Raw genomic sequence first — 24360 nt, forward strand, 5'->3', positions numbered from 1 at the left:
TTAACTCCTATAAATTTGCATATGTTCTTTGGCGTAATCTTTTTTTAACTCGGCTGCTTGTTTTAAAGAAACCGAAGAAAAATTTTTTCTTAATTTTTTATTGTCTTTAAGTTCCTGCATAAAAGCAGCAAGCATAACAGGGTCTTTTGTGTTGCAAATAAAACCGTTTTTGCCGTGCTGGCATATTAGGGCGTTATCGCCCGCGTCGCTTGCTATAACGGGAAGGCCGCAAGATATCGCTTCCGTTAAAGCAAGAGACATGCTTTCCGAAAGCGAAGGCAAAATAAAAATATCAGCCGCGTTTAAAAGTTTTTCAACATCTTCCCTAAAACCCCAAAAGACAATATTCTGTTTTATTTTTAAAATGTCGGCTATATTTTCAAGTTCTTTGCGTTTTTTGCCCTCTCCCGCAAGCCATAAAACGGTGTCGGGGTTTTTCCTGTATATTTTAGCAAAAGCGTTTAAAAGAAACACCTGTCCTTTCTCCTCAGCCAGCCTCGCCACGTTAATAAAAACGGTTTTATCTTCGACGTTAAGTTCTTTGCGTAATTCTTTGCGCGCGTTTTCATCGGGGAAAAAAGCGGAAGAAACCGTGTTTAAAATAATTTTTACTTTTTCTTTTTTATAGGCTTGGTTAACAAGCAAAAAATCCGCCGTGGAGTTTGATTCTGCTAAACTTAAATCATCTTTTATTTTTAACGCCGCATCTATAATTCTTAAAAATTTGCTTTTGCTGCGATAGTTTGTGTGAGGCGTTGTAAAAAGTTTAAAATCTTTTTTTATCATTCTGCACATTTGTATGGCGCGGTACATAACGGCGTGTACAACATCGGGCTTGAAGGAAGCAATTTCTTTTTTTAATTTAAAAAGAGCTGCCGGAGATGGAAAATACCCCATATTTAATGAAGTTGTTTCCACCCCCTCCAGGGTAAGTTTTTGCGCAAAAAAACCTAACGGTTTTAAGCTTATGACTTTAACGGTATTTTCTTTAGATAATGTTAAAGCTAAGTCGAAAACCGCCTTTTCCGCGCCGCCGGCGTCAGTAGATGTTGTTACATATATAATTCTCATTATTAAATTATACAAACTTAAGACGTTGGGTAAGTTGCCGGTTCAGAACTATCTTTTTTAAAAAAAGTTATATATACTTTAACCATAAAGCACACACAAAAATAAGAAATTAATTCAGGCAGGGGTTTATATGAGAACAAATCCTCATATTCTTGAAATAAATACAGCAGTTTGGCTCAACAAACTGAGTGAAAAATATGGCAAAAAAATTCCGCTTTGCCATGTTCCTGACGAGGAACTTGATAAGTTTAAAAAATACGGCTTTGACGCTGTTTGGCTTATGGGCATTTGGAAACGCAGCCCGGAAGCCCGGGAAGTAGCACAAAATAATGAGGAAATAAAAAGAGCGATAGCTGCTTTTAATCCCAATTATGATAAAAAGTATATCGCAGGGTCTCCTTACGCAATTTATGACTATACTATAGACCCTGATTTGGGCACTGAGGACGGGCTTAAAAACTTTAGGCAGCGTTTAAACGAAAGAGGAGTAGCGCTTCTTTTAGATTTTGTGGGTAATCATTTTGCAATTGACCATCCGCAAACCTTAGAAAATCCCGATTTTTTTATTAACACCGGCATGGAAGCGCCCGCTCAAAATCCGGAATGGTTTTTCCGAACGGAAAAAGGCGTTTTTATAGCCCATGGGAGGGACCCTTACTTTCCCCCGTGGACGGATACTGCGCAGCTTAACTATTTTAATCCTAAGACACAGGAATATATGTTGCAATGTTTGGAAAGGATATCTTCTTTCTGCGACGGAGTAAGGTGCGACATGTCAATGCTTTCATTAAACAAAGTAATGAAAGACACTTGGGGAAACTACCTTAAGTATGATTATCCTAAAGAAGAATTTTGGACAAAAGCTGTAAGTAAAATCAAAAATATAAATCCGTTGTTTTCCTTTATTGCCGAAGTTTATTGGGGCCTTGAGTGGGATATACAGGAAATGGGTTTTGACTATACTTACGATAAAGTTTTGTATGACAGATTAAGATTTTCCACAGCTGAAGCTATAGAAGCGCACTTAGGGGCGGAACACTTATTTCAAATGCGTTCTATACGTTTTATTTCTAACCACGATGAAGAGTCCGCGTTAAAAGCTTTTGGTAAGGAAAAATCTTTAGCGGCCGCGGCTATAATTTCAACAATTCCCGGCGCAAAAATGTTTAGCTTAGACCAAATTTTGGGGCATAAAGAAAAGATTCCCGTACAATATACTTTGGAATCTGAAAAAGATGATGAGGAGATAATATCTTTTTACCAAAAACTTTTAAGTATTATTAACCATCCTTCTTTTCACGGCGGACAATGGACGGTTAAAAAAGTTCTGTCAGTAAACGACAGTCTTACTTACAAAAATGTTTTGTGCTGCAGCTGGGTTCAAGGCATTGAGCATAAAATTGTTGTTATAAATTATTCAAACGCCGAAGCTGTTTGTAAGGTTACTTTAAAACGTTTTAAATTTAAAGAACTTAAAGATGACATCGCGGGAAAACCGGTTGATATTCCCGTTGAAGAAGCATATAAAAACGGGATTACGCTACAACTTAAACCATACGAGATTAAAATATACGGTACTACCATTTAAAAAAACCCCGCTTTATGCGGGGTTTTTGTTTTTAAAATCTACCAGTTTCTGTGTTTCCAATAAGTAATAATAAGCCATACGGAGATTACCGCAAGGCCCATAATCATCCAAAACGCGTTTGGATGCTCGGCCATTGGTATGCGGACGTTCATTGAGAAAGCGCTTACAACAAAGGTAGGCATCATCAGCCATATGGTTACGGCGTTAAGGTGTTTAATAAGAACGTTAAGGTTATTGCTTACGATATTTGCTCTGGCGCCTATTAAAGAGGCCAATACATTTGAGTTAATTTCAGCCTGCCTTTGACATTGCGCGTTTTCAACTATAATATCGTCAAGCATTTCGCGGCTGTTTTCCTCAAGCCCTATGCGGGAAGATAAATTTCTTAACTTTTCAAACACAAATCCGTTTGAGCTTATGGCGTTCGCATAATATACCAAACTTTTTTCCAAGCTAAATAAATTTAAAAGGTATTTATTGTCTAAAGATTCAGACATTTTGTCCTCAATTTCTTCAGATATCATGTTTATAACGCGCAAATGCTCAACATAGTGCGAAATGGAGTTATATATTAGTTTTAAAAATATATCATGCAGCCCCGTAACATTTAAAAACCTTTTGCCGATAAAAAGAGGAATATCCTCTGAAATAACTATCACCAGCCTTTCTTCATAAACAAATAAACCCATTGACGCTACTTTAAATTCAAGCTGGTCTTTACCGGAATAATTTTTAGGTCGCTTAAAAATGATAGCGGCGTGGTCAGGCTCAAACTCAAGACGGGGAAGCTCTTCCGGGTCTAATGCTGAAGCCAAAGTGTGCTCGTCAATATTAAGCTTTTGTATTAAGAATCTTTGCTCGTCCGCCGTGGGGTTTGAAAACAATAAAATAGGGGCGGAATCGCTGAAAGTTTCCACTATTTTACCGTATTCTATTTCGTACTTTCTCATAAAGCCCCTGTTTGGAATTTTGGGTTTACAGAGTAACTGCTTTAAAGTCCTGTAAATCTTATTATCTCATATATATCAATTTTTTAAAAGACTTTTTTAGCCTCTTAAGTTGAAAAAGACGGTGTATAGATAAATGTGATAAAATTAAAACAAGGAAATAACAAACATGATATACAATAAAGATAAAAAATATTCGGAAAAACCTCTTTCGGGAGCGCAAAACTATATTAACCACATTAAATGTGATCTATCCCTTCCTGAAAATATTATTATTTGCCCTGTTTCAATGCTTACAAAAATTGTTCAAAATAACTATAAAAACAAATTTTACCGTCTTGACGGCGATATTTATATTTTGGAAAAACACAACTGCGCTTTTGTAACCAATTTCGGCATGGGAAGCCCCGCCTTTGCGATGATGATGGAAGTTCTTGTGGCGTTGGGTTGCAAAAACTTTTTTTTAATAGGCATAGCTGGCGCTTTACAGAAAGATATAAAAACGGCCGAAATAGTCCTTTGTGAAAAAGCTTTAAGAGACGAGGGCGTCTCTGCAAATTATATTGCGCCCGGCGACGCCTTTTCTTTCCCGTCCAAAACATTAAACAAAAAATTAGAAAATGTTTTTAAGCAAGAAAAGCGTTCCTTTTCCCATGGCCCTACATGGACCACGGATGCTTTGTTCAGGGAAACTGTTTCCGAAGTTCTTTTTTACCAAAAACAAGGAATTGTGACTGTTGAGATGGAAGCCGCCGCGGCTTTTGCCATAGCCGAGCATCATAAAGTTGATTTATCTGCCGCTTTTGTTATAAGCGACAGTTTGGCCTCTTTGAAGTGGGAGCCCGCCTTCGGACATAAAGACATAGATAAAAATATGCATATTCTTTTAGATTGCTGCATAAAAGCTTTTAAATAAAAAAAACCCGCCTAAAGGCGGATTTTTTTATTATATTCTTACTTTCATTTTTCTTGCTAAAACCTTAAAGGCGGATTCGTCCCTGGTAACTTTTGGCAGGCTTTTAAGCGCTGTAAAAACGTCCTCCTGCCCAAAGAAAACATCCGGCGCGAAAGGTGTGCTTTGCAGTATAGAAAGCAGCTCAATAACAGCAAGGGCGTGTTCCCTGTCCGGGTTTTCTTTAAACTCCAGGCAGATTTTTTGTAATTTTTTTTGAGCCATATCTTTTACGGGAGCGAAATTAATTTCTGTATTTAAACTACGGCAGTCCTCAAGCATTTCCTCAATTCTGGCGGGGTCTGTATTGCCGGAAGAAATTTCTTCCTTTAAATCCTCAAGCAGCACAAAAATAGCCACATAAAAAAACGGCTTTGGTATCGGCGTTCCTATATATTTTAACTCTCTTAAAAGCGGATACTGCGAGTTAAACACGGTGTCAAAAGCCTCGGTGGTTGTTGCGTGTAGCTTTTTTAGTATTTTGGAAGAAACTACCCTCTGCGCGTCTTTTACGAGGTCGGAAAGAGTAAAAGAGGACGGAATATTCTTTTGCAGTTGTTCTATGGCTTCGTCAGTAGAATTGTTTTCTATAATATTTTTTATCTCCTCAAACGTTATTAAAGGTTTTTCGGAGCAAAAACACACAATTCTATAATCTTGCGAATAAAGCAATACAAAAAATTCTTCACTGCTGCGGAAGTCTATTTTAGAAGTAAACACCGCTTTGCCCGTAACGGCTTTTGTAGTGCCCGTTTCTATTTCCTTTAACTGGCTGTCGGATACGGTGTAAGAATAAATTTCCTTAATATCTTCATGGTTAAACGTGCGAGTAAGCGCGTAGTGCACGGCGGCTTTTTGGCTTGTGAAAGCGGCGGTTTTTACAAAACGCTCGTAAATATTACCGCCGTTGCCGAGTTCCGCAATATTGCTTTGCGCCTCGGAAAGTTTGTTTATAAAATCAGCTTCCAAATCAATTCCGTTAATATTTTTGTGAAGCTCTATCGCTTTGGCCGCGTATTGCATTATTTGCACAGTTTCAATGCCACTTATCTCGTCAAAAAACCAGCCGCAGCTTGTATACATAAGCATGGCGTTATGCTGCATTTCCATTAAATCAACGGCAGTTTGCCTGTCTTGCCAAACTCGTTCTTTTCCTTTTGCTTTAAAAAAACTTTCAAGCATTTCGGGTTTGCGGTCAAGCACAAAAGAGATGTAGGCGTTTCTCGCGTCCCAAACGTCATGGTAAAACTCGCTTCCTTTTGTTTCAAAGGTTTTAATAAAAGATTCTCTTATTAAATCAAGCGCCGCTCTTAAAGGAGCTCGCCACTTTTGGTTCCAGCCTTGGTGCATGCCGCTGTTGCATCCGCAGTTGCTTCGCCATCTTTCAACGCCGTGAAAGCAGCTCCAGGAAGAATTTTCATTTATTTTCGCTTCGTATTTTGGGGGGAATTTTTCTAAAAACTCGCCGTAAATTGTTATTTTGGCAAGGCTTTTATCTTCAACCTGTTTAAGACAGTAGGCAAGAGCCATATCCGCGAATTTTTGATGATGCCCGTAGGTTTCCCCGTCCGTGGCTATGTGCACTAGTTCCGTGTCTTTTTTAGAAGCGTCCGTAAACGCGCCCATTAATTTGGCGGCAAAATTTTCCCCGCTTTTTAAAGTGTCGCTAAAAGCGATGCCCTGTGATATCGGCCCGTCATAAAAAAATAAAGTAATTGTTTTACCTGAGGGCAAATTGCATAAATAAGGTTTTTTGGGATCTACTGAGGCGTTAGGTGTTTCAAGCCAGTTTTTATCACCGATTTTTCTTGTTTTTGCGCATTGGCCGGGAGCCAAAATGGTAAATTTTATACCCTGTTCGGCAAGCAGTTCAAGAGTAGGAGTGTCGCAAGCGGTTTCTGCAAGCCACATTCCTTCGGGAAAACGTTGGAATCTTTTTTTAAAGTCCTCTATGCCCCAAATTATCTGCGTGCGTTTGTCGCGTTCATTGGCTAGCGGCATTATCATATGGTTATAAACCTGCGCTAAGGCACTGCCGTGGCCGTTAAACTTTTTCATACTTAATCTGTCCGCCTCTAAAATGGCGCGGTAAACATCGGGCTGCTTTTCCTCCATCCAGGATAAAAGAGTGGGGCCGAAGTTAAAACTTATTGAAGAATAATTATTAACCAAAGCTATAAGGTTTTTGTCCCCGTCTAAAACCCTTGATTTGGTGTTAGGTTGGTAACACTCCGCGCAAATGCGATCGTTCCAGTCATGATAAGGAAAGGCGCTTTCCTGGTAATCAATGGCGTCTGTCCAGGCGTTTTCTCTAGGAGGTTGGTAAAAATGTCCATGTATACATAAATATTTCATACGCACATTATATATTTTAATGGGAAGAGTGTCGACTTGCGTTTACGCGCCGAATTTTAAGCACCGGACAAATAAAAAATGATTTGTTTTTTTAGGGGAATATTGATACTATATTTACAAGAAGAATAATTTTTTAAAGGTGGAAGAATATTATTTTATTTTTCCCGTTAAAAATTTTTTAACGGCTGTAAGAATTTATTTGCTATGTTGAGGGAGACAAGGCTATGAAAAAAATATATGTTTTGGATACTAATGTGTTGCTGCATGACGTACAGGCAATGGAAGCGTTTGAAGATAATGAAATAATTGTTCCCATAGTTGTTATAGAGGAGCTTGATAATTTTAAAACCCATTCGGACGAAAGGGGCAAAAACGCCAGAATAGTATCGCGCGCTTTAGATTCTTACAGGGAAAAAGGTCGCCTTAGCGAAGGCGTACCCACAAACAGCGGCGGAACGTTAAGAATAGAAATGGAAAGGGCCAACGTGCTTCCTACTGGGTTTGTTTTTAATAAATCAGACAACGGTATTTTAAATATAGCCTACTCTCTTAAATTAAAAGAAGAAACCCGCAAAACCAACAAAAAACCCGTTATTATAGTTACAAAAGACACAAATTTACGCTTAAAATCTGAGGCTTTGGGTATTGAAGCGCAAGATTTTATAACGGATAAAATTAACTTTAGCGAACTTTATACCGGCGTTGCGGAAGTGGAGACGGATGCATCCGTAATAGACGCTCTTTATAAAAACAAAACCGTGCCGTTACCTGCGGCCGGCACATATTATCCAAACCAATTTATAATTTTTAAATCTAATGACGGAAGCAAAAAATCGGCTATCGGCCGCGTGGGCAACAATGGTGAGCCAAACGTAAAACTTTTATCTCAAACAGAGCCTGTGGCATGGGGTATAAAACCTTTAAATAAGGAACAGCGTTTTGCCATGGAACTTTTGTTAGACGACAGTTTAGACATTGTTACCTTAGTCGGTGCGGCAGGCACGGGTAAAACCTTAATTACGTTAGCTACCGGTTTACAAAGAACTTTAGACGAAGAAAAATACAGAAGGCTTGTTGTTTGCCGTTCCATAGTTCCTGTAGGTAAAGATATCGGCTTTTTACCGGGCACAAAAGAAGAAAAACTTGAAGTATGGATGGGCGCTATTTATGATAATATGGCTTTCCTGGCCGACCGCAGGAACCCCGATGAAGGCGAGGAAAAGGCTAAATATATTTTAGATTCCGGTAAAGTTGAAATCGCTTCAATTACGCATATAAGAGGCCGCAGCTTGCCGCAACAATATATGATTGTTGATGACGCGCAAAACCTTACGCCGCATGAAATGAAAACCATTTTAACCCGCGCGGGCGAAGGCACCAAAGTCGTTGTCACGGGCGATCCTTACCAAATTGACACGCCTTATTTGGACGCGGAATCAAACGGCCTTACCTATTTAGTTGACAGGTTTAAAGGACAAAAAAACCACGGACACGTAACATTTACAAAAACCGAACGCAGCCGCCTGGCGGACTTGGCGTCGCATCTGCTTTAAAAACAAAAAAAGCGCGGGTTTAAAACCCGCGCTTTTTTTATATTTTTTTAAACTCACGGAAGCAATATCAAAACAGGCGGGTAAAACAGCGGCGCGTGAATATTATTAAAAACTTTTTTACAATGGCGCGCGCGGGCTTTTTATTATAATTAAATTATGGACATGTTGGACTTTAAAAATTACCTTTCATTTGAAAGGCAGTTATCTAAAAACACAATATACGCTTATACAAATGACGTAGGGGATTTTTTTGCTTTCTGCGAGGAAAACAATACCGCGCCGCAAAACGTCCGTCCTGATTTTATAGACGAATATATTTACCATTTAAAACAAAAAGGGCTTTCTCCTAAAAGCGTTTTCAGAAAAACGCAAGCCGTTAAAAGTTTTTATAAATATTTAATAATTAACGGTGATATAAAAGAGGATCCGTGCCGTTTTTTGCTGTCCCCCAAGCTTACCCAAAAAATACCGGAAACTTTAACCAAAGAAGAAATTAGCCGTCTGTTATCTTTCCCTCCAAAAACATTCGCGGAAATACGAACTCTTACAATTTTGGAATTATTTTACGCCTGCGGCCTTCGTGTTAGCGAGCTTGTTTCTTTAAGGATTGAAAGTGTTAATCTTAAAGATAAATGGGTGCTTGCCTATGGCAAAGGCGCCAAACAGCGTTTTATTCCCATTCATGATCGTGCCGTAAAAGTGTTGGAAATTTATTTGTCCGAAAGGGAAAAATATTTAAAAGGAAAGGAAAGCGCGTCTGAAATTTTTATAAATAAAAACGGTAAAAAAATAAGCCGCATGAGCGTGTGGAAAGATGTTAATGACCTTGGCAGGCTTGCCGGGATAGAGCGTTCTTTACACCCGCATTTATTCAGGCACACTTTTGCGACACATTTGCTTATAGGCGGCGCGGATTTGAGAAGTTTGCAAGAAATGCTTGGCCACGCAGATTTGCAGACAACGCAGATTTATACTCATTTAGACGTACAGAGTTTAAAAGAAAAACATAAAAAGTTTCATCCCAGGGGGTAGCATGAGAAAATTAAATAATATTCTTGCGGCAGTGGGCAACACTCCGCTTGTTAAAGTAAATAATATCGATTGTAACGGAGCTAACATATATCTTAAGCTTGAAAGTTTTAACCCTTTAAGCAGTGTTAAAGACAGGCTTGCGTATTGCATTATTAAAACGGCGGAGGAAGACGGTACTTTAAAAACAGGCGGTACTATAGTTGAAGCCAGCAGCGGTAATACTGGAATAGGCCTTGCGTTTATAGCCGCAGCTAAAGGATATAAACTTATTCTTACCATGCCCGAAAGCGTAAGTGTGGAAAGGCGTGCCGTTTTGACTGCTTTGGGAACAAAATTAATTTTAACGCCGAAAGAAAAAGGCATGAAAGGGGCTATTGAGGCGGCGCAAAAAATTTTACAAAACACTCCCGGCTCTTTTTTTGCCGACCAGTTCGGCAACCCCGCCAACCCCGCCATACACAGGCAGACTACTGCTGTTGAAATTTTAAACGCCATGGAAGGCGAAAGCGTTGACTGTTTTGTTGCCGGCGTTGGAACAGGCGGAACAATAACCGGCGTTGGCGAAGTTTTAAAAGAAAAAAAGCAAACAAAAATTGTTGCCGTTGAGCCTTTTAAATCCCCCGTACTTTCAGGCGGAGACCCCGCGCCGCATAATTTGCAAGGCATAGGGGCAGGCTTTATTCCTAAAGTGTTAAACACAAAAATAATTGATGAAATTATTAAAGTAAAAGAAGAAGACGCTTACTTTTGCTCGCGCGAACTTGCTGTTAAAGAAGGCGTTTTCGCGGGTATTTCAAGCGGGGCCGCCATGAGCGCCGCTTTGGAAATAAGCAAAAAAAATGAGTATAAGGGAAAAAATATTATTGTTTTACTGCCCGACACCGGAGAGCGTTATTTAAGCACTCCGTTATGGGCCGTAAACTAAAATACCGCTTTTATTGCAAAGTTTTATATCTTTGTTCCCGCCGGTTCCGAAAAAGGAAGAATGAACGGGTTGTTTTTTATTCTCCCCGTAAAAGCTGTCTTTGCGGTGATTAACAGCGTAATAGTAAGGAAAAGCCCTGACGTCGGTGTCCAAATCACCCGTTTGGGAAGGCGGCATTACAAAGTATCGTAAGGTTTTGTTAAAAGGAAGCGTTGTAACGGCCAGTTTTGTTTTTAAAGTTTCATCTGAGCAATCTGTTTTTTCTTTTATATAAGAGTACTCTTTTGAAGAAATTTCAACCAGCCCTTTTTTTACCAAAGCGTCTAAAGCGTCTAAATCTTTTTTACTTGCGGGCATTTTTTCGGTAGGCAACAAAAAGGCGCGTTCTCCTTCAAGCGCTTTACTGTAAACGCCTATGCCTTCCTCGGTTAAAATGCCTTTATCATCAAAAACAAGAAGTCCGCGCAAATCTCTAAGCTGGTAAATTTGTGAAGGGGGCACTTTTGCGCGCGCGAAAAAATTTACGGCGTCTCTGCTCATAATGCGCATAACTTCGTTATATCCTTTTTCGGTAAGCATGAAGCGAAGCTCGGGTGTGCCAGTATTTTTCTCAACAATAAGTCCTTTGGGTACTTTTCCCTTATATTTGTCTTTAAGATATTCAATGCCCATACTCTGTTCCGCGCGGTGTATTTTTAAATATAAATCCTTGTTTTCAAGCGTAACAGCTTGCGCGTCCTGGGGGACGGCGTTTCTTTCTTTAAGCGCGTCAAGCATTTCGTTTTCAGTAATAATCAAAGGTTCAAGCCTTCTGTAGTTTTCCCTGGCTATGGGGTTATACGGCTCAACCGCTAAAGCCGTGCGGTATGCTCTTGCCGCTTCTGCCGGAAAGCCCTCATATTCTAAAATAACGCCGCGGCCGATAATGGAGTTTACGTTGGCGTAATTATATTTTAAAGATTTTTCGTAATGTTGTTTGGCGGTTTTAAAATCCCCTTGTTTAAAGTAAATATCCCCTAATCTTGAATGGCAGTATGCGTGGTAAGGGGAAGTTGAAGGAAGAAGAGTTAATGCTTTTTCAAAAAAGTTTTTAGCGGCGGATAAATTATTCTGGGCCAAATAAATACTGGCCAGGCTTATAAGCACGTCAACATTTTCGGGATCCATAGAATAACAGTCCAAAAACGTTTGCTGTGATTTATCCAGGTTAGATTTGGCAAAAGACCTTTTACCCTCGTCCAGGCACTCGGTTATGCTCTGGTGCTGGGCAAAAGCAAAGCCTACCATAAAAATAAACACTGCGAACAGAAATCGTTTCATTTTATCAAAGCCTTAAGTAGCACAGATATTTTTTTTAGTTTGCTTAAACGCACTTTTTTATTAAATTTATATTTTTTAGCGGCTATTTTATCTAAGATAGCCTCATATACCGCGCCCATGATTACTGCGGGTTTTAAAGCGCTTTTATATTCCGAAGGAAAGCTTTCTTTAGCGGTTTTAAAAAGCTGTTTGGCCTTTTCCCCTTCCATTTTAAGCAAAGGAGCCAAACGGGCCATACACTTATTCTTGATATCTTTTGGCGTAATGTCAAATTTTTGTAAATCTTCAGACGGTATGTATATCCGGCCAATTTCGGCGTCCTCATAGATATCGCGTATAATATTTGTCATTTGTACAGCGTTGCCTAAGGTTATGGCGTAGTTGCGCGCATCATCGCCCTTGGCGCCGAAAACCTCACAGCACATAAGGCCTACCACGCCCGCGACTCTATAGAAATATTCCTTAAGTTCATCAAACGTTTTGTAGGAGCGCTGGTGTAAATCCATTTCCATTCCTTCAATTAAAAGCAAAAAATTCTTTTTGGTTAAATTAAATAAAGGCACCTGTTTTTGAAGGTCTTTGCCGAGCTTCGTTTGCGGCGTAGCCGCAGAAAATACTGAATCTAATTCTTTTTTCCAAAAATCAAGCTCGTCTTGCGCGTTGGGGTGCTGCTCATCTACAATATCGTCAACTATGCGGCAAAAAGCGTATATAACGGATAAGGCCTCTTTTTTTTCTTTGCTTAAAAATAAAAATGCTGAGCCGAAGTTAGATTTTTTGTAAGATGTATTCATATATATCATTTTACCATTTTACTGAAATGTAAGGAGTCTGCTATGATAACCAGAGAGGAAGCGCTTGCTTTACTTAAAGAGCATATAAAAAGCGATGCTATGATAAAACACAGCTTAGCATCCGAAGCTATTATGAGGGCCGCGGCAAAAGAACTTGGAGAGGAGGAGGAAAAATGGGGTATCGCGGGGTTGCTGCACGATATTGACGTTGAACTTACCGGTGGCGATCATATGCGCCACGCTTTTGAATCCCGCCCGATTTTACAAGGCAAAGTAGATGACGATGTTATTGACGCTATTGAAATGCATAACGCCGAAGTTAAAAATTTAACTAGAGAAAAAAAGCTTGACATAGCTTTGACCGCATGCGAAACCATAAGCGGTTTTATAACCGCCATAGCTCTTATTTATCCGGACAAAAAAGTAGCCTCCGTTAAAGTTAAATCAATAACAAAACGCATGAAAGAAAACCGTTTCGCGGCCGGCGTTAGCAGGGAAAAAATTTTGGAATGTGAAAAAATAGGCATTCCTTTTGAACGCTTTGCCGAGATGTCTTTAAAAGCCATGCAAGACGCGGCCCCGTCTCTTGGTCTTTAGGCGGCGGACGTCCTAAATGGGACCTTTTTGGGACTTGCTTATAAGCTTTAACGCGTTATACTTTAATCATGGAGGCAAACGAAAAAGAGGAAAATATTCTCTTTATCACGAGCCGTTTGGCTTGAGCCTCCTAAGTTTTAGGCCTGAAGGCGGTAAGTTTACCGCTCAAAGGCGGCGGTTAGAGGGACTATAATAAAATGGGTTTATAGTACCTTGGCGGTTTGGAATAAGAAAAGCGTGTAGAGGGCACGCATTAAAGATTCGGGGAGCGGAGAAGCAGTTACTTCTCCGCTCTCTTCATTTGGGTCTGTTTGAAAATTTTGCGGGAAAAACCCCTCTGAAAAGAAGGGCTTTTTTTGTGAGAGAGCGCAGCACCCCCTGCGTAAACCGGGGGATGGATAGTATCCTGATTTCACAACACCCCCGCCTTGCTGCTGCGGAGACGTGGCTGTTTATTATTGGGTAAAACCGCAATGTGAAGTTTTGAAACAAAAAACACCCCGGACTAACGCCCGGGGTGTTTTATAGACGGGTTCTATTAAAGCAATTCTTTTATTGTTTTTAAAAACTCATTCCAATCCGTTACTTTACAGCCGCCTTGGGCAAAATCAGCCTTGCCGCCGGCACTGCCTTCCATTTTGCCCGCCAAACCTTTGGCGAGCGTGCAGGCGTCGGTGTTGCTGCCCTCGGCCTTTTTTACCACAAATGAACGCCTGTCCCCGTTATCTACGGCTATAACGATTACTGCGTCTTTATGTTTTTGGCTTAAGCTGTCGGCCAGCGTTCTTAATTCTTTGGGGTTGGCGCCCTCTGCTTTCATGGAAATAATTTTCTTCCCGTTTAAAACGTCTTCTTTTACCTGGGTTCCGCCGGATCCCCCGGTTAAAAGTTTTTGCCTTAAAGAGGCTATTTCTTTTTTAGCGGCTTTTAAATCTTCCAGTACGGAATTGACTCTGGCGGGCACTTCTTTTAAAGAAGTTTCAAGCGTTTTTGCCATGGCGCTTAAAGCATGCGTATTTTCTTTTAAATAGTCTATCGCTGCGATGCCGGCAACGCCTTCTATACGCCTTACCCCGGCGGAAAGGGCGCCTTCTTTAATAAGTATTACAGTAATAATTTCCGAGGTATTGTTAACGTGTGTTCCGCCGCAAAGCTCTAAACTGTATTTTAAGGAAGGCTCGTTAAAGTTAGCTCCTACCATAACAAATCTGGCAGGGTCGGCATATTGTTCGCCCACAAGGGTAACCGCACCTAATTTTTTAGCGTCCTCTAATGGGCGTATTTCACAGTTAACGGGATGCGCGCGTATAACGGCGTTGTTTGCCATTTCAAACACTCTGGCAAGCTGTTCAGAGGTAGGCGCGTGCGGTGCAGTGTAGTCAAACCTGAAAACATCGGCCGATACAAAAGAACCCGCCTGATGCACGCTTTCGCCTATTACCTGGCGCAGCGCCTCATTAATTAAGTGCACGGCAGTATGGTTAGCAGCTGTTTTTTTGCGGTTAACCGGGTCAATTTTTACTTCAATTTCAGAGCCTTCTTTTAAAACGCCCGAAACTTCAACAGCGTGCAAAATGATGTTTGATAAAGGTTTTTCCGCGGTTGAAACCAGGGCTTGCCCGTCTTTCCAGGAAAAGGCCCCTCTGTCTCCCATCTGTCCGCCGCCCGTGGCGTAAAAAGGCGTTTTATCAAGCACGGCGTAGCCCGGGCCGGAAAGTTCTTTTACCTGCTCAAATTTATCATTTAAAACAATAAGGACTTTTGATTTGGTTTGTATTTGTTCGTACCCTACAAAAGTGTTTTTAAGACTGTTTTCTATTTTTTGTAAAACAACAAGCTTTTCTTTGCTAAACTCATCCGCGTAGGAACGACTTTTTTCGCGTGCCTCTTTTTTTGCTTTTTCAAAAGATTCTTCATCTAAAGCAAGTCCTTTTGCCAAGGCTATTTCTTTAGTTAATTCAACGGGAAAACCGAAGGTTTCGTACAGATAAAAAGCGTTTTCGCCGCTTATAGTTTTTTTGCTTTTTTTAATAATGTCCTCAAGTCTTTCTTCACCGTTTTCAAGTGTTTTAAAAAAGGCCTCTTCTTCCGTTTTTATAACTGAGGAAATATAGTTTTTATTATTTCTGATTTCAGGGTAAATTTCGCCAAAATGCAAATCAATTACGCTTACAAGCAGGTGTAAAAAAGGGCCTTTAACGCCGGCTAATTTGCCGTATCTTAAAGCGCGGCGTATTAAGCGGCGTAAAATATACCCGCGGCCTTCGTTAGAAGGTAAAATACCTTCCGATATTAAAAAGACTGAGCTTCTTATATGATCTGACACTATTCTTAAAGTGGATATTTCCTCTTTTATTTTCCCTTCAATTTTCAATAATTTTTTTGCTTCGTTAATTGTAGGGGTAAAAAGGTCCGTTTCAAAAGGGCTTTGTACATTTTGCATGGCCATTACAAGGCGTTCAAGCCCCATGCCGGTATCAATGTTTTTTTGCGAAAGGGGCACTATGGAACCGTCGTCTTTTCTGTCAAATTGGGTAAAAACAATGTTCCAAATCTCAACAAACCGGCCGCAGTCGCACTCGATGTTGCAGTTTTTGTTTTTGCAGCCTTTATCGCCAAAATCATAATAAATTTCAGAACACGGGCCGCAGGGACCCGTGGGGCCCATTGTCCAAAAATTATCCTTTTCGCCCAGTTCAAAAATTTTTTCTTTAGGAAGGTGTTTAAGCCAGAAATTATATGCTTCGTTATCGCGCTCGGCAATGCCGCCTTTATAAATGCTTACATAAAGTTTTTCCGCCGGTATTTGCAGCGTTTGTGTTAAATATTCCCAAGCCCAGTTTATGGCTTGTTCTTTAAAATAATCACCGAAAGAAAAATTGCCCAGCATTTCAAAAAACGTAAGATGGCGGTTTGTAAAACCAACGCTGTCAATATCTGTTGTGCGCACGCATTTTTGGCAGGTAACGGCACGGTGAAGGCTTTTATCCAAGCCTAAAAAATTAGCTTTAAACTGAACCATTCCGGCTGAGGTAAAAAGTAAAGTCGGGTCCGCCTGGGGAATAAGGGAGCTTGAAGCTACAACCGTACAACCTTTTGACTTAAAAAAATTTAAAAATGAAGCGCGTATTTCTTTGCTGTCCATATAAAATCCTCTATAAAAATATATAATTAAAGTATAGCATTTTGCCTATAGGAGTGAGTAATGAACAAAATAATAGGATATTTTTTACTTTGTGTGGGTTTGGCCTTAATTTTCTTCGCGACAATTTCAATGTTTAAGGTGTTTGTAAATAAACAGGCGCCCGTTAAAGTTTTAAACACAATGAATTTCAGCGTAAACACGCAATACGGGCCTATGGGCGTAAATTCGCCTGAAGGCGCCGCTACTTTAAACCTTGTTGTGCACGCTTTGCTTATGTTTTTTATGGTTTCCGTAGGGGCAAGAGTATCTACAATAGGCGTTAACCTTGTAAAAGTTGACGCTGTTTCCGAAGCCATAGCCAAATTAGAAGACATAAAAAAGCTATGACGCTTTTTATTGTTAACCCAAACAGCGGCGCTAAAAAAGACGGGGCGGAATTTGCGTTAACCGTAAAAAATTTTTTCCCGGAAGCCGAAGTTAAATTTACCGAGCGCGCGGGGCACGCCGGTGAAATAGCGGCCCACGCCGCGGCGAAAGGATATAAAAGCGTTATAGCCTGCGGCGGGGACGGCACTATAAACGAAACCGCTTCGGCGTTAAAAAATACTGATACCGCTTTAGGAATAATACCCAGAGGCAGCGGAAACGGATTCGCGCGTGAAATAGGAATGTCCACAAACAACCTTAAAGCGCTTGTCCAACTGCAGCAGGCTAAGCCCGTGCTTTGCGATATGGGGCAGATTAATGACGATTTTTTTATTAACGTGGCCGGAGTCGGCATAGAAGCTGTTATAGCGCACGCTTTTGCCAGGCACGGCAAAAGAGGAATGCTTCCATATTTTTTAATAGGAGCAAAAACTGTTTTTACTTACAAACCTAAACATTTAACGGTTGTAGCGGACGGTAAGGAAATGAAAATAAATCCGCTTACGCTTGTTTTCGCTAACGGAAGGCAGTACGGCTCGGAATTTAAGATAGCTCCAAAAGCAAGTTTAACGGACGGTCTTCTTGATATGGTGCAGGTTTTGCCCAAAAATTTATTTAGGCTAGCTTTGAGTCTTCCGTCTTTTTTTAATTCCGAATTCAGGCCGCTTGACCCAACGGTTGTTGATAAAATACAAAACGCGGAAATATTTTCGGACGAGGCTTTGTATTACCATGTTGACGGCGAGCCTAAAAAAGCCGCCACAAACAAAATAACGGTGAAAATAATTAAATCTTGTATAAAAATTCTAACGGTTGGACAATAAAAAAAGCGCCTTTTTAAAAGGCGCTTTTTTTATTGTTATAAATTAAACTAAGCTTATTATTAACCCAACAATACCCGCTATGGTGAGGAAAACCATAACGACTACCGCGATAAAAGAAGGAATTATTGTCGCCAACAGCGAAAGGACAACCATTCCTTTTTTCATTGTATAAGCTTTTGCCACAAGGCTTATAAGCCAAACAAGCTGGCATATAAGAACAATGGCGAAAACGGCGGACATGGCCGTAGTATTACCTTTTGTAAGGCCCGCTATAAGAACGCCGCATATAAGCAAAATTTTAGCAAATTCGCTTATTCCGATAAGGGCAAAAAGCCCGGGTGCGTTGCCTGTTTTTGCGGTTAAATCCAAAAACATTTGGGTTACAGAGGCAAAGAAAAACGCGCTTAAAACCATAAGCACGAAATACAGAAAGGTCTGCCCCAGGAAAGACCAAGGCCCGCAGCCTGTTGAAAAATTTAAAAAGAAGGTTAAGCAAAACGCGCCCGCTAAATACCCCAGCATACCAAAACCCAGCGAGCGGGTATTAACCAAATTTTTTAAATATTCTTCTTTTGAATTAAATAAATTCAAAATATTCGAGTAAAATGCATTCATTTTAACCTCTTAATTCGTCCACAAATAGGCTACTTTGGGCGAGGAGATGGCTTCAATTTGTCTGTCTAAAGTTTTGCTTGACATTTCCGGGTCTAAGGATGATAACCATTCACGAAACGTTGTCGGTCTGTTTGAAATTATTTTTGGGTCTTTTATGTCGGCAAGTTCGCCCGCTATTTTTAAGGCCTCTTCTTCGCCGCCAAGCGCGTCAATAAGCCCTATGCTAAATGCTTTTCTGCCCGTAAATATTCTGCCGTCCGCGTAAACTTTAAGCTCAACGGGGTTCATGTTCGGCCTTCCTGTTTTAACCACGTCTAAAAACTGGTTGTAGGAGTCGTCAATAAGCTCTTGCAGTAAAGTTCTTTCTTCCTCCGTCATTTTTCTGTAAGGGGAACCTATGTCTTTATGCTGGCCTGATTTTATTGTCGAAAATGAAACGCCTATTTTATTCATAAGCCCTTCAAAATTGCCTGTTTGGAAAATTACGCCTATAGAGCCTGTAAGCGTGCCGGGCTGCGCGACAATTTTGTCGCAAGCCACGGCTATATAATACCCGCCGCTGGCGGAAACATCTCTAAATAAAGCCACAACTTTTTTATTTTTTACCTGCCTGGCGTATAAAATGGCGTTGTAAATATCTTGCACCGCGGCGACTGTTCCTCCCGGCGAGTTAATATCAATTATAATGGCTTTAACATTGTCTTTATCGGCTGTTGTTCGTATTCTTCTAGCTATTGAGCTGGCGGACTGGTCTCTCCACGAGCTGGCCTGCGGTTCCGTTATAACGCCTCTTATTCTTATAACGGCTACGCCTGTTTCACCATGTCTTGCCTGGGAAGATAGCCTGGGTAAAGAGGATTCTGTTTTTGTTTCTTTTTTGCAAATTCCGCCCGAAAAAATTATATAAAGTCCGCTGATTGAGGAAACAAAAAACAATAAAACCAATACGCTTAACCAGTTTTTGCCCCCGGAGTTGCTTTTTTTAGACTCTTTGGGCCCGGTTTCTTTTGTTTGGGCTATAGGCAGGGGTGTCTCTGCGGAGGGAGTTAAAATAATATCCTCTTTTTTTTCTTGGGCATTCCCGTCCGTAAATTCAGGGAAACCGCTGTTTTTCTCTGTATCCATTTTCTTCTCCGTAAAAATCAAAACTCTTCTACAAAAAAAGTTTAGCAAATTAACAGAAGGCTGCACAGAGTATATTATTAAAATGCTAGAATTATAAAAATAATTTAACTGTTGGAACGGAGGATATTATGTTTAACGGCGTATTTACAGCGTTGATAACGCCTTTTGGCGAAAAAGGGCAAATAGATTTTCCAGCGATGGAAAAAATTATAGAAGCTAATATCGCAAGCGGAATAGTAGGCTTTGTTTTATTGGGCACAACGGCGGAAACGCCCACCCTTTCCAAACAAGAAAAACATGATATCGTGGCTTTTGCTAAAAAAGTTATTAACGGCAGAGTTAAAATTATAATAGGCGCGGGTTCTAATTCCACAGAGGACACTTTTGAAAACGCCAAAGAATTTTTGCCCTATAATCCCGACGCTTTTTTAATTGTAACCCCGTATTACAATAAACCCAATCCCAGCGGACTTGCCGCGCATTACGCGGAGGTTGCTAAACTTGAAAAACCTATAATTCTTTATCATATTCCCGGCAGAACGGGGCTTAAAGTTCCCGTTAAACTTATGAAAGAACTTGTTGAGAAAATTCCCATGATAAAAGGGGTAAAAGAGTCCGACTATGATATATCGCATATAACCTGTGAAGCGGTTGAGCTTTCCACAAAAATAGACATAATTTGCGGTAACGACGATTTGTTTTTACAAATGCTTTCTTTAAACGCCAAAGGCATTATTTCGGCGGCGTGTAATGCGCTGTCTCCGGTGTTTGTAAAAATGTTTAAAGATCCTAAAGACTTTAAAACTTTTGCAGACGCGTATGAGCTTATTTCCGCCTGCTACTACGAAACAAACCCCACCTGCGTTAAATATATTTTAAATAAACTTGGTTTTTGCAGCGCGGTGGTGCGCCTGCCTTTAGGCCCTATTTCAGACGAAAATAAAAAGAAAATAGATTCTTTGGTAAAAAATGCGGATAAAAGCTTTTTTATAAATTAGCAATAAAACAGTAAGTTTTGTTGCTGTATATATTATAATAATAGTTATAGCTGTATGATACTTATTTGGAATTTACACAAGGAAATCATATGAATGAAAACGTCGTTGTTATGAAATTTGGCGGTAACACTTTAGCAAATAAAGAAAAAATCCTTTTAGCGGTAGATTTAATTAAAAATAGAATTGAAAACGGAAAAAAACCTGTTATAGTAGCTTCCGCCAACGGAAACATGACGGACATTTTGCTAGATAACGCATACAGCCTTTCCGAAAATCCTGACAAACGCGAACTTGACATGCTAATTACCACGGGTGAAAGAATAAGCGTTGCCCTTCTTTCCATAGCGTTAAGAGCGCGCGGCGTAAACTCGGTTTCCTTAACAGGTTCACAAATAGGTCTTGTAACAACAAGCCAGCACAGCGGCGCGGACATTTTAGCCCTTAAAAGCGACAGACTTTTTAAAGAAATAGCCTCAGGCAATGTGCCTATAGTGGCTGGTTTCCAGGGCATCGGCGAGAATAAAGAAATTACAACTTTAAAACGCGGAGGGTCGGACGTGTCGGCGGTATTTTTAGCAAGCGAACTTGGCGGCAACAGCGTAGCCATGATAAAAGACGTTACGGGCGTTTATGATAAAGACCCTAACAAACACGAAGACGCGCAAAAATTAGATTTGATAGATTTTGACGTTATGTATAAACTTGCCTTAGAGGGCGCGAATATTTTGCACCCCGACGCTGTTAAACTGGCAAAAGAAAAAAACGTTAAAATAGAAATTGTTTATTATAAAGACGGCAAAGTAGGAACGGTGATCAAATGATAAAAGTTGGCATTATTGGAATAAACGGGTTAGTAGGACAGACACTTAGAAAGTGTCTTTTGAAAGTTCAAAATATTGAGATTAAAGAGTTTGGCAGAAAAGACGCTTTAACAGACTTAGATATTGCTGTTTTATGTACGGATAATGTTGACAGCGTGCAGCTTGTTGAGGCGCTGAAAGACAAAGCTAAGTTTATTGTGGATATGTCTAGCGAGTTTCGTATGAAATCCGGCGTTCCTTTAGTTATACCGGAAATAAACCCTGAAACAATTACAAAAGAAACGCAGCTTATAGCTAGCCCCAACTGTACCGTAACTCCTATCGCAATGGCCTTACACGCTTTAGGTAAGAAGTACAAAATAAAAGAAGTTTTTTTCTGCTCTTACCAGGCTTTAAGCGGCGGCGGCAAAAAATTAGTTGAAGAAGCTAATAAACCCGATTCAATTTATAATAAAAACTGTATGCCTCAAATCGGCAGCATTTTAGATACCGGCTACTCAAGCGAAGAATTAAAAACAGTTTATGAAGCCAGAAAAATACTTCAAATGCCGCAGCTTACGGTATATCCCCACACGGTAAGAGTTTTTGTTGACAACTCACACAGTTTGGGAATAACGCTCCGTGCGGAAGAAGATTTTGATTTAGTTGAAACAAAAATGCTTTTAGGTACATACCCCGGCATTATTTACGGTGAAAATATTTTTACGCCGAAAGAAGTTTCGGGTAAAGATGAGGTTTTTATCTGCCGTTTAAGGCAGGATATGTATGACAAAAAAGTTTTACATTTCTTTACGACTTTCGATAATATTTTAAAAGGAGCCGCTTTAAACGGCGCGCAGATTGTTGAATATATCGTAAAACAAGGGCTTGTTTAATGAAGAAAGTTTTAATTAACGGTGCCAAGGGCAAAATGGGGGCTATGATAGCCGCCATAATTAAGAACAGCCCGGAGTTAGGCCTGGAAATATCCGTTTTAAGGGAAGTTGGAGAAGAAGTTAAAAACCCTTTTGACGTTGTTATAGATTTTTCTTTGCCCGAAGGCGCCAAAGAAGCTTTTGAAATAGCGAAAAAAAACAAAGCCGCTTATTTAACGGGAACAACTAACCTTGCGGCTGAATTTATTAGCGACTTAAAAAAAGAAACAAGTATTCCCGTTTTCTTTTCACCAAATGTAAGCATAGGCGTTTATATGTTTACGGAAATTTTAAAATACGCGCAGAATTTATACCGCGGGTATAACAGGAAGTTGGAAGAAATACACCATGTGCATAAGGTGGATGCTCCCTCAGGCACGGCCAAAAATATAGCGGCGTCGCTTAATTTTCCCGTTGGGGAAATTACGGCTAAAAGGGAAGGCGAAGTTGTGGGAACGCATACCCTAACGCTGTCTTCAGATTATGAGGAAATAATTCTTTCGCACGTTGCTAAAAAAAGGGAACTTTTTGCCGAAAGCGCGGTTTTAATAGCCGCCTGGCTGGTTAAACAAAAACCCGGTTTTTACAATATGAGAAATTACGTTGAAAACAAATAATTTTACTTTTTAAGGAAACTACCGTGAACATACATTTTATCGGCATTGGCGGCATAGGAATGAGCGCTCTTGCCCAGCTTCACGCGATGGGGGGCGATAAGGTTACCGGCTCCGATCGTTTGATAAATAAAGGCCTTGTTGATTTACCTGTTTTTAATTCGCTCCGCGCTTTGGGCGTAAATATTCTTGCGCAAAACGGCAGCGGAATCACAAAAGAAACGGAATTAGTTGTTGTTACAACAGCTATTGAAGAAGATAATGTTGAACTCGTAAAAGCGAAATCTTTGGGTATAAACATTATGCACCGCGCGGCTTTGCTTGCAACCCATGTCGCGCAAAACAGAACAATAGCTATTTCCGGCACAAGCGGCAAAAGCACTACCACAGCCATACTTTATGATATTTTAGTTGAAGCCGATTTAAGCCCTTCTGTAATAACGGGCGCAACTCTTTTGGCTTTGCAGGAAAAAGGTTTTTACGGCAATGTTTACAGAGGCGCGGGCGATATTTTAATTATTGAAGCCGACGAGAGTGACGGCTCTTTAGTAAATTACAGCCCCGAAATAGGCGTTTGTTTAAACATACAAAAAGACCATAAAGAGCTTGATATTTTAAAAGGCTTTTTTAATACGTTTTCTTCCCAATGCAAACAATTTTTATATAACGCTGATGAAGAAGGTTTAAAAGAACAGTTTAAAGGTTTTAAAACCTTCGGCCTTGAAGAAGGAGATACTAGAGCCGAAAATATTTTAATGGACGGTTTTGGCTCAACATTTTTTATAGACGGCGTTAAAATGCATATTAATACGCCCGGTGAACATAATATAAAAAACGCCGTGGCGGCAATAGCCGTAGCCAAAGAGCTGGGAGTTCCTTTAAACGTTATCGCGGCTGCTTTGGAAAAATTTAAAGGCGTTTACCGCCGTTTTAACAGCGTGGGCGTTTTTAATAAAATTGAAGTTATTGATGATTTTGCCCATAACCCGCATAAAATAAAAGCCGCCGTAAAAGCGACCCAACTGCGCGGTAAAAGAGTGCTTGCTTACTTTCAGCCCCATTCATTTGCTTCCATTCAATTGTTAACCTCCGAGTTTATTGAAAATATTTGCGCTACTTTAAGACCGCAAGATAAACTTTGGATGACCGAAGCCTATTACCCGGGCGGCACAATACCGCAAAACGTTACGGCTGAAACGATTGTAAAAGGGTTGTTAAAATCAGGCTGCGCTAATGTAAAATTTAATTCCTGCCGTGAAGAAATAGCCAAAGAAATAGCCGCCGAAGCAAAAGAAGGCGACATTATTATTGTAATGGGCGCGAGAGACCCGTCTCTTACCGGCTTTGCCAAAAGCATTTTAAAAGCGGTTGAAACCAGTTATAAAAAATCAGCCTGCCCGGAATGTATGATAGGCAACTGCTGTTTAAAAAATCACAAAACCGTTAAAATCTAAATATAAAAAACTGTTTTCGGAATTTTTCCGCTTTAACTGTTGCAGACGCCCGGGTTTTTAACCGGAATGCAAAAGATATTGTTTGGAGTTTTTTATGCGTAGATTTTTGACTTAGTGCATTTTGTCTTTTTATGGACTGTTTCTAGGCAAGATATTAAACGGAACAGTTTATAAGATTGGATATGATGGATACAATTTAAAAAAACTTTGTTATATGGGTTTAGATAAATATTTTTATTTATATATTAATAGAATTAAAAAATATTTTCTTTAACCGACATACTTCAAAA

22 protein-coding genes are annotated in these 24360 nt (G+C 40.0%); 13 read left to right on the forward strand and 9 right to left on the reverse strand.

Annotation, left to right across the window (positions count from 1 at the left end):
- The gene (locus EMIN_RS00090; protein WP_012414200.1) at window positions 1–1071 is read right to left on the reverse strand and encodes a glycosyltransferase; all 1071 of its coding nucleotides are present in this window, start codon (window positions 1069–1071) and stop codon (window positions 1–3) included.
- Between the two features lie 130 nt (window positions 1072–1201).
- Here EMIN_RS00090 and EMIN_RS00095 point away from each other — a divergent pair, with 130 nt between their 5' ends.
- Window positions 1202–2659 carry an alpha-amylase family glycosyl hydrolase gene (locus EMIN_RS00095; RefSeq protein WP_012414201.1) on the forward strand — a complete coding sequence of 486 codons (1458 nt, stop codon included), beginning with the start codon at window positions 1202–1204 and terminating at the stop codon, window positions 2657–2659.
- 38 nt (window positions 2660–2697) lie between these two features.
- Here EMIN_RS00095 and EMIN_RS00100 read toward each other — a convergent pair whose 3' ends face one another.
- Window positions 2698–3609: a magnesium transporter CorA family protein gene (locus EMIN_RS00100; RefSeq protein ID WP_012414202.1), complete on the reverse strand. Its 912-nt coding sequence runs from the start codon at window positions 3607–3609 to the stop codon at window positions 2698–2700.
- Window positions 3610–3775: 166 nt separating this feature from the next.
- Here EMIN_RS00100 and EMIN_RS07940 point away from each other — a divergent pair, with 166 nt between their 5' ends.
- Entirely contained in the window at window positions 3776–4522 is a 747-nt protein-coding gene (locus tag EMIN_RS07940; RefSeq protein WP_012414203.1) for a nucleoside phosphorylase, read from the forward strand.
- 30 nt (window positions 4523–4552) lie between these two features.
- Here EMIN_RS07940 and EMIN_RS00110 read toward each other — a convergent pair whose 3' ends face one another.
- Window positions 4553–6913: a DUF3536 domain-containing protein gene (locus tag EMIN_RS00110; protein ID WP_012414204.1), complete on the reverse strand. Its 2361-nt coding sequence runs from the start codon at window positions 6911–6913 to the stop codon at window positions 4553–4555.
- A 224-nt stretch (window positions 6914–7137) separates the two neighbouring features.
- Here EMIN_RS00110 and EMIN_RS00115 point away from each other — a divergent pair, with 224 nt between their 5' ends.
- From EMIN_RS00115 to cysK, 3 genes are all read left to right on the forward strand, one after another.
- The gene (locus EMIN_RS00115) at window positions 7138–8466 is read left to right on the forward strand and encodes a PhoH family protein (RefSeq protein WP_012414205.1); all 1329 of its coding nucleotides are present in this window, start codon (window positions 7138–7140) and stop codon (window positions 8464–8466) included.
- Between the two features lie 156 nt (window positions 8467–8622).
- A complete protein-coding gene (gene xerA, locus EMIN_RS00120) occupies window positions 8623–9498 on the forward strand; it encodes a site-specific tyrosine recombinase/integron integrase (RefSeq protein WP_012414206.1) in 876 nt (291 codons plus the stop codon).
- A gap of 1 nt (window position 9499) precedes the next feature.
- The gene (gene cysK, locus EMIN_RS00125; RefSeq protein WP_012414207.1) at window positions 9500–10423 is read left to right on the forward strand and encodes a cysteine synthase A; all 924 of its coding nucleotides are present in this window, start codon (window positions 9500–9502) and stop codon (window positions 10421–10423) included.
- Here the strand turns inward: cysK and EMIN_RS00130 are convergent.
- A complete protein-coding gene (locus EMIN_RS00130; protein ID WP_012414208.1) occupies window positions 10406–11743 on the reverse strand; it encodes a tetratricopeptide repeat protein in 1338 nt (445 codons plus the stop codon). The genes cysK and EMIN_RS00130 overlap by 18 nt on opposite strands.
- A complete protein-coding gene (locus EMIN_RS00135; RefSeq protein ID WP_187146162.1) occupies window positions 11740–12537 on the reverse strand; it encodes a phytoene/squalene synthase family protein in 798 nt (265 codons plus the stop codon). The genes EMIN_RS00130 and EMIN_RS00135 overlap by 4 nt, the downstream gene beginning before the upstream one ends.
- A 42-nt stretch (window positions 12538–12579) precedes the next feature.
- Here EMIN_RS00135 and EMIN_RS00140 point away from each other — a divergent pair, with 42 nt between their 5' ends.
- Window positions 12580–13134, forward strand: coding sequence for an HD domain-containing protein (locus EMIN_RS00140; RefSeq protein ID WP_012414210.1), 555 nt, complete (start codon window positions 12580–12582; stop codon window positions 13132–13134).
- Between the two features lie 203 nt (window positions 13135–13337).
- Here EMIN_RS00140 and EMIN_RS08660 read toward each other — a convergent pair whose 3' ends face one another.
- Window positions 13338–13550 carry a hypothetical protein gene (locus EMIN_RS08660; protein ID WP_148204446.1) on the reverse strand — a complete coding sequence of 71 codons (213 nt, stop codon included), beginning with the start codon at window positions 13548–13550 and terminating at the stop codon, window positions 13338–13340.
- A 122-nt stretch (window positions 13551–13672) separates the two neighbouring features.
- Window positions 13673–16279 carry an alanine--tRNA ligase gene (gene alaS, locus EMIN_RS00145; RefSeq protein WP_012414211.1) on the reverse strand — a complete coding sequence of 869 codons (2607 nt, stop codon included), beginning with the start codon at window positions 16277–16279 and terminating at the stop codon, window positions 13673–13675.
- A gap of 60 nt (window positions 16280–16339) precedes the next feature.
- On the opposite strand from alaS, the gene EMIN_RS00150 reads away from it, so the two are divergent.
- Both EMIN_RS00150 and EMIN_RS00155 read left to right on the forward strand, forming a co-directional pair.
- A complete protein-coding gene (locus EMIN_RS00150; RefSeq protein WP_012414212.1) occupies window positions 16340–16666 on the forward strand; it encodes a hypothetical protein in 327 nt (108 codons plus the stop codon).
- Window positions 16663–17529, forward strand: coding sequence for a diacylglycerol/lipid kinase family protein (locus EMIN_RS00155; protein ID WP_012414213.1), 867 nt, complete (start codon window positions 16663–16665; stop codon window positions 17527–17529). Before EMIN_RS00150 ends, EMIN_RS00155 begins: the two co-directional genes overlap by 4 nt.
- A 42-nt stretch (window positions 17530–17571) precedes the next feature.
- On the opposite strand, the gene EMIN_RS00160 is transcribed toward EMIN_RS00155, so the two are convergent.
- Both EMIN_RS00160 and sppA read right to left on the reverse strand, forming a co-directional pair.
- Window positions 17572–18144 carry a hypothetical protein gene (locus EMIN_RS00160; protein ID WP_012414214.1) on the reverse strand — a complete coding sequence of 191 codons (573 nt, stop codon included), beginning with the start codon at window positions 18142–18144 and terminating at the stop codon, window positions 17572–17574.
- Between the two features lie 9 nt (window positions 18145–18153).
- Window positions 18154–19269, reverse strand: coding sequence for a signal peptide peptidase SppA (sppA, locus tag EMIN_RS00165; RefSeq protein ID WP_012414215.1), 1116 nt, complete (start codon window positions 19267–19269; stop codon window positions 18154–18156).
- A gap of 128 nt (window positions 19270–19397) precedes the next feature.
- Here sppA and dapA point away from each other — a divergent pair, with 128 nt between their 5' ends.
- The 5 genes from dapA to EMIN_RS00190 all read left to right on the forward strand — a co-directional run bounded on the left by dapA (window position 19398) and on the right by EMIN_RS00190 (window position 24070).
- Window positions 19398–20267, forward strand: coding sequence for a 4-hydroxy-tetrahydrodipicolinate synthase (gene dapA / locus EMIN_RS00170; protein ID WP_012414216.1), 870 nt, complete (start codon window positions 19398–19400; stop codon window positions 20265–20267).
- Window positions 20268–20356: 89 nt separating this feature from the next.
- Window positions 20357–21088 (forward strand): amino acid kinase family protein, encoded by a 732-nt coding sequence (locus EMIN_RS00175; RefSeq protein ID WP_012414217.1) that lies wholly within the window; start codon window positions 20357–20359, stop codon window positions 21086–21088.
- Window positions 21085–21963: an aspartate-semialdehyde dehydrogenase gene (locus EMIN_RS00180; RefSeq protein ID WP_012414218.1), complete on the forward strand. Its 879-nt coding sequence runs from the start codon at window positions 21085–21087 to the stop codon at window positions 21961–21963. Before EMIN_RS00175 ends, EMIN_RS00180 begins: the two co-directional genes overlap by 4 nt.
- Window positions 21963–22619 carry a 4-hydroxy-tetrahydrodipicolinate reductase gene (locus tag EMIN_RS00185; protein ID WP_012414219.1) on the forward strand — a complete coding sequence of 219 codons (657 nt, stop codon included), beginning with the start codon at window positions 21963–21965 and terminating at the stop codon, window positions 22617–22619. Before EMIN_RS00180 ends, EMIN_RS00185 begins: the two co-directional genes overlap by 1 nt.
- 23 nt (window positions 22620–22642) lie before the next feature.
- Window positions 22643–24070 (forward strand): UDP-N-acetylmuramate--L-alanine ligase, encoded by a 1428-nt coding sequence (locus EMIN_RS00190; RefSeq protein ID WP_012414220.1) that lies wholly within the window; start codon window positions 22643–22645, stop codon window positions 24068–24070.
- The last annotated feature ends 290 nt before the right edge of the window (window positions 24071–24360 follow it).

It is taken from the genome of Elusimicrobium minutum Pei191, from assembly GCF_000020145.1.
Lineage (GTDB): Bacteria > Elusimicrobiota > Elusimicrobia > Elusimicrobiales > Elusimicrobiaceae > Elusimicrobium > Elusimicrobium minutum.

What these genes read in the sequence shown, in the direction of transcription:
- EMIN_RS00090 (WP_012414200.1), bottom strand. Translation starts at nt 1,071, where the DNA reads ATGAGAATTATATATGTAACAACATCTACTGACGCCGGCGGCGCGGAA.
- EMIN_RS00095 (WP_012414201.1), top strand. Translation starts at nt 1,202, where the DNA reads ATGAGAACAAATCCTCATATTCTTGAAATAAATACAGCAGTTTGGCTC.
- EMIN_RS00100 (WP_012414202.1), bottom strand. Translation starts at nt 3,609, where the DNA reads ATGAGAAAGTACGAAATAGAATACGGTAAAATAGTGGAAACTTTCAGC.
- EMIN_RS07940 (WP_012414203.1), top strand. Translation starts at nt 3,776, where the DNA reads ATGATATACAATAAAGATAAAAAATATTCGGAAAAACCTCTTTCGGGA.
- EMIN_RS00110 (WP_012414204.1), bottom strand. Translation starts at nt 6,913, where the DNA reads ATGAAATATTTATGTATACATGGACATTTTTACCAACCTCCTAGAGAA.
- EMIN_RS00115 (WP_012414205.1), top strand. Translation starts at nt 7,138, where the DNA reads ATGAAAAAAATATATGTTTTGGATACTAATGTGTTGCTGCATGACGTA.
- xerA (WP_012414206.1), top strand. Translation starts at nt 8,623, where the DNA reads ATGGACATGTTGGACTTTAAAAATTACCTTTCATTTGAAAGGCAGTTA.
- cysK (WP_012414207.1), top strand. Translation starts at nt 9,500, where the DNA reads ATGAGAAAATTAAATAATATTCTTGCGGCAGTGGGCAACACTCCGCTT.
- EMIN_RS00130 (WP_012414208.1), bottom strand. Translation starts at nt 11,743, where the DNA reads ATGAAACGATTTCTGTTCGCAGTGTTTATTTTTATGGTAGGCTTTGCT.
- EMIN_RS00135 (WP_187146162.1), bottom strand. Translation starts at nt 12,537, where the DNA reads ATGAATACATCTTACAAAAAATCTAACTTCGGCTCAGCATTTTTATTT.
- EMIN_RS00140 (WP_012414210.1), top strand. Translation starts at nt 12,580, where the DNA reads ATGATAACCAGAGAGGAAGCGCTTGCTTTACTTAAAGAGCATATAAAA.
- alaS (WP_012414211.1), bottom strand. Translation starts at nt 16,279, where the DNA reads ATGGACAGCAAAGAAATACGCGCTTCATTTTTAAATTTTTTTAAGTCA.
- EMIN_RS00150 (WP_012414212.1), top strand. Translation starts at nt 16,340, where the DNA reads ATGAACAAAATAATAGGATATTTTTTACTTTGTGTGGGTTTGGCCTTA.
- EMIN_RS00155 (WP_012414213.1), top strand. Translation starts at nt 16,663, where the DNA reads ATGACGCTTTTTATTGTTAACCCAAACAGCGGCGCTAAAAAAGACGGG.
- EMIN_RS00160 (WP_012414214.1), bottom strand. Translation starts at nt 18,144, where the DNA reads ATGAATGCATTTTACTCGAATATTTTGAATTTATTTAATTCAAAAGAA.
- sppA (WP_012414215.1), bottom strand. Translation starts at nt 19,269, where the DNA reads ATGGATACAGAGAAAAACAGCGGTTTCCCTGAATTTACGGACGGGAAT.
- dapA (WP_012414216.1), top strand. Translation starts at nt 19,398, where the DNA reads ATGTTTAACGGCGTATTTACAGCGTTGATAACGCCTTTTGGCGAAAAA.
- EMIN_RS00175 (WP_012414217.1), top strand. Translation starts at nt 20,357, where the DNA reads ATGAATGAAAACGTCGTTGTTATGAAATTTGGCGGTAACACTTTAGCA.
- EMIN_RS00180 (WP_012414218.1), top strand. Translation starts at nt 21,085, where the DNA reads ATGATAAAAGTTGGCATTATTGGAATAAACGGGTTAGTAGGACAGACA.
- EMIN_RS00185 (WP_012414219.1), top strand. Translation starts at nt 21,963, where the DNA reads ATGAAGAAAGTTTTAATTAACGGTGCCAAGGGCAAAATGGGGGCTATG.